The organism is Alphaproteobacteria bacterium, assembly GCA_030740435.1.
Taxonomy (GTDB): Bacteria; Pseudomonadota; Alphaproteobacteria; order UBA2966; family UBA2966.
In genome coordinates this window covers 1-9,848 of sequence record JASLXG010000109.1, presented here as the reverse complement: position 1 = coordinate 9,848, position 9,848 = coordinate 1, and the positions used below count along the sequence as shown (strand labels likewise).

The 9,848-nt window shown below is 63.7% G+C and carries 9 protein-coding genes; 6 read left to right on the top strand and 3 right to left on the bottom strand.

The window, feature by feature from the left end:
- The 5 genes from QGG75_12190 to QGG75_12170 all read left to right on the top strand — a co-directional run.
- Window positions 1–231: adenylyl-sulfate reductase subunit beta (locus tag QGG75_12190; GenBank protein MDP6067991.1), on the top strand; the 231-nt coding region annotated here is incomplete at its 5' end.
- A gap of 39 nt (window positions 232–270) precedes the next feature.
- Complete coding sequence (gene aprA / locus QGG75_12185) at window positions 271–2,181, top strand: adenylyl-sulfate reductase subunit alpha (protein MDP6067990.1); 1,911 nt, start codon at window positions 271–273, stop codon at window positions 2,179–2,181.
- Window positions 2,182–2,268: 87 nt separating this feature from the next.
- Window positions 2,269–3,141: a YkgJ family cysteine cluster protein gene (locus QGG75_12180; GenBank protein MDP6067989.1), complete on the top strand. Its 873-nt coding sequence runs from the start codon at window positions 2,269–2,271 to the stop codon at window positions 3,139–3,141.
- 156 nt (window positions 3,142–3,297) lie between these two features.
- Window positions 3,298–3,558 carry a type II toxin-antitoxin system Phd/YefM family antitoxin gene (locus QGG75_12175; protein MDP6067988.1) on the top strand — a complete coding sequence of 87 codons (261 nt, stop codon included), beginning with the start codon at window positions 3,298–3,300 and terminating at the stop codon, window positions 3,556–3,558.
- Window positions 3,559–3,562: 4 nt separating this feature from the next.
- Window positions 3,563–3,970, top strand: a complete 408-nt coding sequence (locus QGG75_12170; GenBank protein MDP6067987.1) for a type II toxin-antitoxin system VapC family toxin — start codon at window positions 3,563–3,565, stop codon at window positions 3,968–3,970.
- Window positions 3,971–4,078: 108 nt separating this feature from the next.
- Here the strand turns inward: QGG75_12170 and QGG75_12165 are convergent, their stop codons facing one another.
- From QGG75_12165 to QGG75_12155, 3 genes are read right to left on the bottom strand one after another with little or no spacing between them, the layout of a single operon-like run.
- Window positions 4,079–5,401 (bottom strand): MFS transporter, encoded by a 1,323-nt coding sequence (locus QGG75_12165; GenBank protein ID MDP6067986.1) that lies wholly within the window; start codon window positions 5,399–5,401, stop codon window positions 4,079–4,081.
- Window positions 5,394–7,079 (bottom strand): sulfotransferase, encoded by a 1,686-nt coding sequence (locus QGG75_12160; GenBank protein ID MDP6067985.1) that lies wholly within the window; start codon window positions 7,077–7,079, stop codon window positions 5,394–5,396. Before QGG75_12160 ends, QGG75_12165 begins: the two co-directional genes overlap by 8 nt.
- 9 nt (window positions 7,080–7,088) lie before the next feature.
- Window positions 7,089–8,780, bottom strand: coding sequence for a sulfotransferase (locus tag QGG75_12155; protein ID MDP6067984.1), 1,692 nt, complete (start codon window positions 8,778–8,780; stop codon window positions 7,089–7,091).
- A 417-nt stretch (window positions 8,781–9,197) separates the two neighbouring features.
- Here QGG75_12155 and QGG75_12150 point away from each other — a divergent pair.
- A partial coding sequence (locus QGG75_12150) for a porin (protein MDP6067983.1) occupies window positions 9,198–9,848 on the top strand: 651 nt, incomplete at its 3' end.

Sequence of the window (9,848 nt, the reverse complement as noted above, 5' to 3'; positions counted from 1 at the left end):
TTCCAGGACTGGGTGCCCATGGGCGGCGCGGTTATACCGCTGCGCACCGACAACGCCATTATGTGGACCATCAAGTTCCGCGACGGCGAGGTCAAACGCTTCAAGTTCCCCATCCGCACTACCCAGGTGGACACCATCGATCCCTACGGCAACAAGCCGGAGGCCGGGGATATCAACGACGAACTGTTGTTCACCGAAGCTGGCAAGAACCTTCCGGTGATTTCCGCGTAAACGTCGGCGACACTACTCAAGCCATATTGAGGACGCATTATGAGCGAAGCAAGCTTTGGCAATCCGGAGATTGTCGAAATTGAAACCGATATCCTGATCGTCGGCGGCGGCATGGCCGCCTGCGGCGCCGCCTACGAGGCCATGCGCTGGGCCGGCGACGACGTCAGGGTCACCCTGGTGGACAAGGCGGCCATGGACCGCTCGGGCGCCGTAGCCCAGGGCTTGTCGGCGATCAACACCTATCTCGGCGAGAACTCACCTGACGATTACTGCCGCATGGTCTCGGCCGACCTCATGGGCCTGACCCGCGACGACCTGGTTTACGACGTTGGCCGCCATGTCGACGATTCGGTCCATCTTTTCGAGGAATGGGGCCTGCCCATCTGGAAGGACAAGGAGACCGAGGGCGTGGCGCTGAGCGAAGGCGGCAAGCCGGTGCGCTCGGGGCGTTGGCAGATCATGATCAACGGCGAGAGCTATAAGCCCATCGTCGCCGAAGCGGCCAAGAAGGCGCTGGGCATCGAAAACATTTACGAACGCGTCTTCATCGTCAAACTTCTGCTTGACGAAAACGAAGACAACCGCATCGCCGGCGCCGTCGGCTTTTCGGTGCGCGAGCACAAGCTTTATGTCTTCCGCGCCAAGGCCGTGCTCAACGTCTGCGGCGGCGCCGTCAACGTCTTCAAGCCACGCGCCATCGGCGAGGGCATGGGCCGCACCTGGTACCCTGTGTGGAACGCCGGCTCGACTTACGCCATGGCGGCCGAGGCGGGCGCCGAGATGACTATGATGGAAAACCGCTTCGTGCCGGCGCGCTTCAAGGACGGCTACGGCCCGGTGGGCGCCTGGTTCCTACTCTTCAAGTCGCAGGCCACCAACGGCTACGGCGAGAACTACATGCAGAAGAACGCCCACATGCTGGAGGAGTTCGCGCCCTACGACAAGGCCGCCGTGGTGCCCACGTGCCTGCGCAACCACGCCATGCTGCACGAGATGAAGGAGGGTCGCGGGCCCATTATCATGGACACGCCGACGGCCATGGCCAACCTCTCGGAGACCATGACGCCGAAGGAGGTCAAGCACCTCGAGGCCGAGGCCTGGGAGGATTTCCTCGATATGTGCATCGGCCAGGCCGGGGTCTGGGCCGGCATGAACATCCGGCCCGAGGAATCGCCCTCCGAGCTGATGCCCACCGAGCCCTACCTCTTGGGCTCGCACTCGGGCTGTTGCGGCATCTGGGTCTCGGGGCCCGAGGACATCGAGGCGCCCGACGACTGGAACTGGGGCCACAACCGCATGACCACGGTGACCGGCCTCTTTACCGCCGGCGACGGCGTCGGCGCCTCGGGCCACAAGTTTTCCTCGGGCTCGTTCACCGAAGGCCGCATCGCCGGCAAGGCCATGGTCCGCTTCGTGGGCCAACAAAGCGGCTTCACGCCGGTACTGAAGGCCGATATCGCGGCCATCACCGAGGAAATCTACAAACCGGTCCGCACCTACATCGAGCACAAGGACAAGACCACGTCCGAGGACATCAACCCGCACTACATCTCGCCCAAGATGTTCCAGATGCGGCTGCAGAAGTACATGGACGAATACGTCGCCGGCGTCGGGCCCTACTACCAGACCAACGGCAAGCTGCTGGAAATTGGTCTGCATCATCTGGAGATGCTCAAGGAAGACAGCCAGCACCTCAAGGCCAAGGACCTGCACGAGTTGCTGCGCGCCTGGGAGAACTACCACCGCCTGCGTACCGCCGAGGCGCATTTGCGCCATATCCTCTTCCGCGAGGAATCGCGCTACCCGGGGTTCTACTACCGGGCCGACTTCCCCGGCCTCGACGAGGACAACTGGAAGTGCTTCGTCAACAGCCAAATGGATCCCGAGAGCGGCGAATGGACCATGAAGAAGGTGGCGCACAAGGATCTGGTGGAAAAGCACTACGGCTGAACGGGCCGTTCACCTCGAACCGAAGGGGCGCCCGCGGGCGCCCCTTTTTGTCGGCTCGATGCAAATCCCCTATATCATGGCGCCATCATGGCCAAAGCTTCCGAACACACCATTTTCGATGCCGTACGCGACGCCAGTGCCGGGCCGGTGGAGCCGGTGCGGCTCAAGGAAACGGACACGTTCTGCTTCCACTGCCGCCCCGAGGTGGCTTGCTGGAACGTCTGCTGCCACGGCGCCGACGTCACGCTGACGCCCTACGACATCCTCAGGCTGACCAGCCGGCTCGAGCTCGAGGCGGCGGATTTCCTGGCCCGCTTTACAGCTCCCGCGATCTGGGGCCCGGCCGGCCTGCCGGTGGCCAAGCTGCGCATGGAGGGGATCGAAGGCGAAGGCCCCTGTCCCTTCATGGTCGAGGCCGGCTGCACCGTCTACCAGGACCGGCCGGCCACCTGCCGTTACTACCCGCTGGGCTTCGGCTCCTTCAAGACCAAGGACGCTGATGCGGTTGATGATTTTTTCTTTCTCGTCAAGGAAGGGCATTGCACGGGCCACGCCGAGGCCAAGACGCAATCCGTCGCCGAGTTCCATCACGAACAGGGACTGGCCGATTACGACCGCCTCAACCGCGGCTGGATCGACGTGCTGATGAAGATGGCGTCCTGGAAGACCATGGGCGGCCCCGGCGGCGAGGACGTCAGCCAGCAGACCAAGCAGATGTTTTTTTTGGTCTCGACCGACATCGACGGTTTCCGCCGCTTCGTTTTCGAAACCAAGTTCCTCGAGAGCTACGACATCGACGACGAGGTCATCGAGCGCCTGCGCCACGATGACGAGGCGCTGTTGCAACTCGGATTCGACTGGCTCAAGTCCGTTATGTTCCGCGAGTCCACGCTCAGCCTACGCCCCGACGTGCTGCAGGAATCCATCGCCCGCGCCCGCGACGACATGGGAGCAAGCTAACAGGCTGCGAAACCTGGCTGTCGATGAAGTCGTACAGCCTCGCCGGCACCACCGGCCCGGATTCCCGGGTCCATCGCAAGAGCGATGCATCTTTTCCTTGATATATTGATCTGACTAGTCATATAACTAGTCAGATCAAGGAGCAGCGGAGGACGCATGGGTAAGACATGGCAGGTTCAGGAGGCCAAGGCGCGTTTCAGCGAGTTTCTTGAGGCAAGTCTCAAGGAAGGGCCACAGATCGTGACCAAGCGTGGCGTGGAGGAGGCCGTACTCATCCCCATCGAGCAGTGGCGGCGCTTGGAGAAGATGACGAAGCCGAACCTGAAAGACCTTCTTCTCGCGCCGGAAGCGCGAACCAAGACTCTTACGCCGCCGCGCGGGAAGCACCGCCACCGCGCGACACCGGTCTTCGAGTAGGCCGGTGTACCTGCTCGATACCAACGTCGTTTCAGAGTTGCGCCGCCCAAAGCCGAACAAGGCCGTGCTGAACTGGGTCGAAGGGGTATCGGCGGACCAGCTCTTTGTCTCCGCCGTGACGATCGGCGAAATACAGGTTGGGATTGAGATCACCCGAGATCAGGATCCAGCAAAGGCCGAAGAGATAGAGGTATGGCTCGATCAGGTCGTCGCCGGCTACGGAGTATTGGCGATGGACGCGTCTGCCTTCAGGGAGTGGGCGCGGCTCAAGCATCGGAAGTCGGATACGCTCATCGAAGATGCCATGATCGCGGCAACCGCGTCGCTTCACCGACTTACCGTAGTGACTCGTAATACCCGTGACTTCGAATCTCTTGGAATGAGTGTAATCAATCCATTTGGAAAATCCTGATGACCGGGATATCGCGAGGAAGCAGCAACGCCTGATCCCGAACACAGTCTGCAAATTTGCTCACAACCCGTTTCTAAATCAAACCGCCCAACAAAACCCGACAGACTGCTATCCCCGGCGGCCGGCGACCAGGCGCACTTGGCGCGGGCCGGCCAGCCACATGGCCAGGATCGAGATGACGGAGACCGCGATGGCGACCACGAAGGACTGGTCGTAGCTGCCCCAGTGGTCGAACATCAGCCCCATGGCCCAGGGGCCCAGCGCCGCGCCGGCGCCGGCCGCCGAGGCGATGACGCCGAATATCAGGCCGTAGCGCTTGCCGGCAAAAAGCTCGGCTGGCACGGCGCCGAAGACCGAGGCCGCGCCGTAGCCCAAAAAGCCCTGCACCCCCACCATAACGTACATCAGCCAATGCTGCGGCCACTCGTGCAGCAACAGCAAACAGACGTAGGTGGCGACGAAGCCCAGGCAGGCGAAGCTCCAGGCCCATTCGCGGCCCACCCGGTCGGAGAGATGGCCGATGGCGATCTGGCCGGCGATGCCGCAGAGCCCGACGAGACCCAGCGCGTAGGCTGCCACTTTGTCGCTGAAACCGATGTCGATCAGGTAACGCGTCTGGTGCACCTGCACCGCGTACCAGGCGTAAAGCCCGGCCGAAAACGACAGCATCAGCCACCAAAAGCGCGCCGTGCGCATGGCCCGGGGCAGCGTCCATTCGGTTTCCACCCAGGCCCGGTCGACGATGCCGTCGGGGGCGGCCGGGGCGCCGCCCGCGTCGTCGCCGGGTCCGGCGCTGGCGCCATCGGGCAGCAGCCCCAGATCTTCCGGCCGGCGGCGCTGAAAGAACAAATTCAGCGGCAGCACCACGACCAGCAGCAAGATGGCGACGGTCCAGCAGCTCTGGCGCCAGCCGTCGCTCTCTATGATGCGCTGCATCCAGGGCAGCAGCGTCATCGAGCCCACGCCGACGCCGGCAAAGGCCAAACCCAGCGCCAGGCCGCGGCGGCGTTCGAACCAGTTGGGCAGAAACAGCGTGTGGCCGATATAGCTCATGAAAACCGAGCCCCCCACCACCAGGGCGCCCAGGGTGACGAAGAAATGCCAGGGCTGGCTGGCCATGGTGGCGCTCATCAGGCCGAGGCCCACCAGCGCGGCGCCCAGCGGGATGGTCAGGCGCGGCCCGAAGCGATCCATCAAAATACCGATCAGCGGCGTCAGCCCGGTCGAGACCATGAAGCCGATGGAAAACGTCGCGGCGATGGTGCTGCGCTGCCAGCCGAACTCGTCGAGGATGGGTGGAAAGAGCAGCGAAAAGGCGGTGCGGGCGTTAACCCCGAAAGCCATGGTGACGAAAGCCACGGCAACCACGATCCAGCCATAATAGAAGGGCAATCTGGTGGCCCAGCCGAGCGGCTGCGTTGGCCTATTCATATGCAAAAGCCTCGAGAAAAGGGGCGATGTCGTCGTGAACCGCTGTGAAGTCGGTGGCGTAGTTGCGCCAGCGAGCGACAGCCGAGGTATCGATAGCCTCGGCGACGCGTTCATAGCTTGGCGTTTGTACCACCACACCCTGACTTTGGCGGCGCGCGTCCAGGACCAGGGGGTCAGCCTCGAGGCCAACGAATTCAAGCACCTGCTTCAGGGTCTCGCCACTGTCGCCGGCCAGGTCCTCGTAGCGGTATTCGAGCCAGGGTATTTCCAGCCCGTCGCGCGCCTCGAGCCAAAGCTCCATGGCCCGGCGATAAAGCTTGGCGGCGGCCGCCAGGCTGTCCAGGTTGCGCATGGCCGGATTGGGACGAAAGCGCTGCAAGAGGCAGCTCAAGACCGCGTCACGCGGATCACGCAACGCCACCAGCAACTTGGCCTCGGGAAACAGCACATCGATCCAGCGGCCGTAGACGATGTTGAGCGGCAGCTTGTCGACGACGATCAGCGCGGACCAGTCCGGCCTGTCCCTGTGACAATCCGCTCGCAAATTGTCGAGATATTGTTTCCGCGCTGCCAACAGATCGTCCCGCCTGACGCTCTCGGCCAGGGCCAGGTCGCCGATGGCGCTATGGAGATAATCCGCCTCGGCCGTGGTGCGGACGCCCGGGTCGGCGGCCAGAAGATTCTCCATCAAAGTCGTACCCGAGCGCGGGAAGCCGACGAAAAAGACCAGCCCTGCCGGTAGCTCTGCGCTGCCCTCACCCGGCGCCAGGCGCGGCAGCTCGGCAGTGCGGCCCAGCGCCGCCAAATGCTCGAGATACTCCGCACCGTCGACCTCGGGTGCCAGTTGACGCCATCTTTCCTTGGCCTTGGCGGCGGCCGGCAATACGGCTGCATGGTCACCGACCAGATCGGCCGACAGCGCGACTTGTTGCCAAAGATCGCCCAGCGTGCCGGCATCGATGCCGCCGGTGGGCTTGGCCAGAAAGGCCCGCAATCGGGCCAGCGCCTGTTCCGGCTGGCCCCGGCGCCGCGCCAGCCGGGCACCGACCAGGGTGGGCTCGGGGCGGGCGCCGTCGCGCACCCGGGCCAGTGCCGCCACCGCCTCGTCCAAACGGTTCACCCGTTCCAAGGCGTTGGCATGGTTGCAATGCGCGATATCGGGAGCACCAGGTGTCGCCGTGGCCGCCTCGAGATGGGGGAGCGCGGCGCCGTATTCACCCTCTTTGACCAGCAAGGCGCCCAGGTTGTTGCGTGCCGCATTGAGCCGGGGCTGCAACTCGACGGCGCGTTCGTAATAGCTCCTGGCCGCCGCCCGATCGCCGCCGGCCGCCGCCGCAACACCGGCGTTGAAGGCCAGTTCGGCATTTTTCGGTGCCAGCGCCAGCCCCTGCTCGAGGCTCTCCCGGGCCCTGTCGGGGTTGCCGCAGCTGAGCTCGGCGACGCCCAGATTGCGCCAGAGATCGGCGTTCTTCGGAGCCTCTCGGCAAAGTTTCTCGAGTGACACCGCCGCCGCCTGGGGCTTGCCTTCCTGCAGATCGACCAGGGCCAGCAAATGGCGGGCGTCGACGTCGCCGGGCCGGTTGAACAGCAGACCCTGGCAAAGCCGTCGCGCCTGCCCCGTCTGACCCCGGGCAAGGAGGTCGAGAACCTTCTGCATTTGCTGGCGGGGAACAGCCACGGGCAGGCGTCAAACGTAACCGAAGGCCCGGGCGAACGGCGCCAGGCGGTCGAGGGCCGGGGCGAGTTCGCCCTGGTAGGCTTGCCAGCGCCCGATGGCGCGACGGTTGAGGGGGTTCTGCACGGCCAGATAGCTGGGCGTGGTGATGCCGCGGACGGCGGCCTTTTCGCGGTAGCCGGCGAGATCCGCATCGGTGTCCAGGCCGAGGAAATCGAGGATGCCGCCCAGCGTCCCCTCCCGATCGGCGACCAGGTCTTCGTAGCGATATTCCAACCAAGGCACGGCTAGTTCGTCGCGAGCCTCGAGCCACAGCCCCATGACTTCCTCGTAGAGCGCGACAGTGCCGTCTAGGGTATCGAGCTCGCGCATCGCCTGGTTGGGCAGGAAACGCTGCATCAGACAACTCAACACCACGTCGCGGGGATCGCGCAGCGCCACTAGCAGGCGGGCCTCGGGAAAAAGGGCGTCCAAGAGGCGGCAATGGCTGAGGTTGAGAGGCAGTTTGTCGATCACGGTGACGCCAGCCGGAACTTCTCCGAAATGCTCGGAAAGTGCGCCGAAATAGGCTTCGCGAGCCTGCCCGGCATGCTGCGTCAGATCATCGCCGGCACCCTCCACGGTTTGCTCAACGGCGCCGATGAGGCCGGCCTCGGCCGTCGTCAGGGTGCCGGGGTGAGCGTCCAGCATGGCCTCGAGCAGCGTCGTGCCGGAGCGCGGGAAGCCGACGAAAAAGGCCAAGGAGGGCGCCGCTGGACCGGCGGCGGCGCTGCTAACATGGGGCCGCGCCTGCCGGCGCTCTTTGATCTCGGTTAGGTAGCTGCTGTTGGCGGCCTCGGGGTCGGCCGCCGCCAGGCAGCGCTTGGTGGCCAGGAAGGCGGCGAAGGCGCGGGCGGCCAGACCGGCAAGGTCGGCGGCCCGGCCTAATTCGTGGTGGAAATCGGCCGCCAGTTCGGGATTGGCGCCGGCGGCGAAGTGGGACTCGAGCGGCGCCAGCAACTCCAGCGCCGCGCCGCTGTCGTGGCGCTGCCGCCGGTGACGGGCGCGCAGTATGGTCAAGAACATCTCAATGGGCGGCGGCAGGGATGCACCTTCAGGAACGCGGCTCAGCACCGCCTCGGCCTCGTCGAGCCGGCCCGAGCGATCGTAGGCCGAGGCCAGATTGACCAGGGTTTCCGCCTGGCAGGCGGGATGGGCGGCGGCCGCCTTGAGGTGGGGCAAAGCCTCGGCAACGCGGTTGTGGCGGCTGAGTAGGCTGCCCAGGTTGTGCAGGGCGCGAAAGTTGCCGGACTCGATCTCCAGGGCTCTTTGGAATCCGGCGATGGCCGCTTCGTGGCGGCCGCGGGCCAGCTTGGCGGTAGCAGCGTTGACGTGGAAATCGGCCGCACCCGGTTCGACCTCGACTGCCCGGGAAAAGGCTTTTTCTGCCGCCTCGGGCTGGCCCAGCGCCATCTCGGCATTGCCCAGGTTGTTGTGGTGCTTGGCCTCCCCGGGCGCCAACTGGCAAGCCCGTTCGAGCAATTCCTTGGCCTCGGGCGCTCTGCCTTGTTGCAGACGCAGCAGACCCAGCAAACCGCTGGTCGGGCCATCCTCGGGGTCTTGGGCAAGCAAAGCCGCGTAAATCGCTTCGGCGGCTTCGAGATCGCCGGATTTGTGAATTTCAAGGGCGCGAGCCCGTTCGCTTTCAGGGTTTGCAAAAGTCATCGCCTAATCGCACATGTTGGGGCTGAAGGGGGGCCGCAGAAGGAGACCATAAGAGGGAGGCAGCAGTGTGACCAGATCCTTTGACGAAGTTGTGGTATTTCTCAAACAAACACCCCTAACATACTGATTCCATTGCCCTACCGGCACTGTTGCAATATCGCAACACCGCGGGATTTTCGGTACACTCCGAGCCCAACGACCTTGACCTTGGACCGGGTAGCGGGCTTAACTGGCACCACTTGCGGCACCGTTGAGGAGGGTTTCCACGCCGTTGCATGCAAGGTTTGCGTTGTTGCCACGCGCCGTTGTTAGGCAAATCAGTATTTTGCTCCGCAATGAACGTGTTGTTACCACGCTTTCGGAAACAATAGTTAAGCGCATAAGCACATGCGTTGGAATAAGGAAAAGAGGTGGAGAATGAATAAGATACTGTTGGGCACAACTGCCCTTGTGGCTGCCGGCGCCATGGCCGGCACTGCTGCGGCGGCTGACAAGGTCAAAATGGGGGTGGGAGGTTACTTCCAGGCCCATTTTGTTATGGCCAGCCAGGATGATGGTGCGGGCCCCGACTTGGTTGCCGGTACGGCAGACGACGAACCCGGCTCCAACCTTCGTTCGCACAGGCTGTCGCGTGAAGGCGAAATCATCTTTAACGGAAAGACCGTGCTGGACAGCGGCATCCAAGTCGGTGTGCAGGTACAGCTCGAAGCCGAGACCTGCGGCGATCAGATCGACGAAAGTTTCATCTGGTTCTCCGGTAGCTTCGGCAAGATCCAAATCGGCGCCGAGAACTCGGCAGCCCAATTGATGGGTTACGGCCCTGGCGGTACGATTCCAGGTACCGGTGTGAACTCGGCCAACTTCCGGCATTGGGCCCCAGGCACTAACGGCGCTGGCGTGCCGACATTCCGCATCGGCTTTGAGGGTGACTCCGAGAAACTTACCTACTTCACGCCACGTATGCAGGGCTTCCAGCTCGGTATTTCGTACACTCCCGAGGCCTGCGAGGATCAAACCGGAGGTTGCGGTGGCAGCTATGCCGGCATGCTGAATGACCACGGTAGTGGG

Excerpts from the sequence above, each read along its gene's own strand:
- QGG75_12155 (MDP6067984.1), bottom strand. The coding sequence starts at position 8,780 with ATGACTTTTGCAAACCCTGAAAGCGAACGGGCTCGCGCCCTTGAAATT.
- QGG75_12180 (MDP6067989.1), top strand. The coding sequence starts at position 2,269 with ATGGCCAAAGCTTCCGAACACACCATTTTCGATGCCGTACGCGACGCC.
- aprA (MDP6067990.1), top strand. The coding sequence starts at position 271 with ATGAGCGAAGCAAGCTTTGGCAATCCGGAGATTGTCGAAATTGAAACC.
- QGG75_12165 (MDP6067986.1), bottom strand. The coding sequence starts at position 5,401 with ATGAATAGGCCAACGCAGCCGCTCGGCTGGGCCACCAGATTGCCCTTC.
- QGG75_12175 (MDP6067988.1), top strand. The coding sequence starts at position 3,298 with ATGGGTAAGACATGGCAGGTTCAGGAGGCCAAGGCGCGTTTCAGCGAG.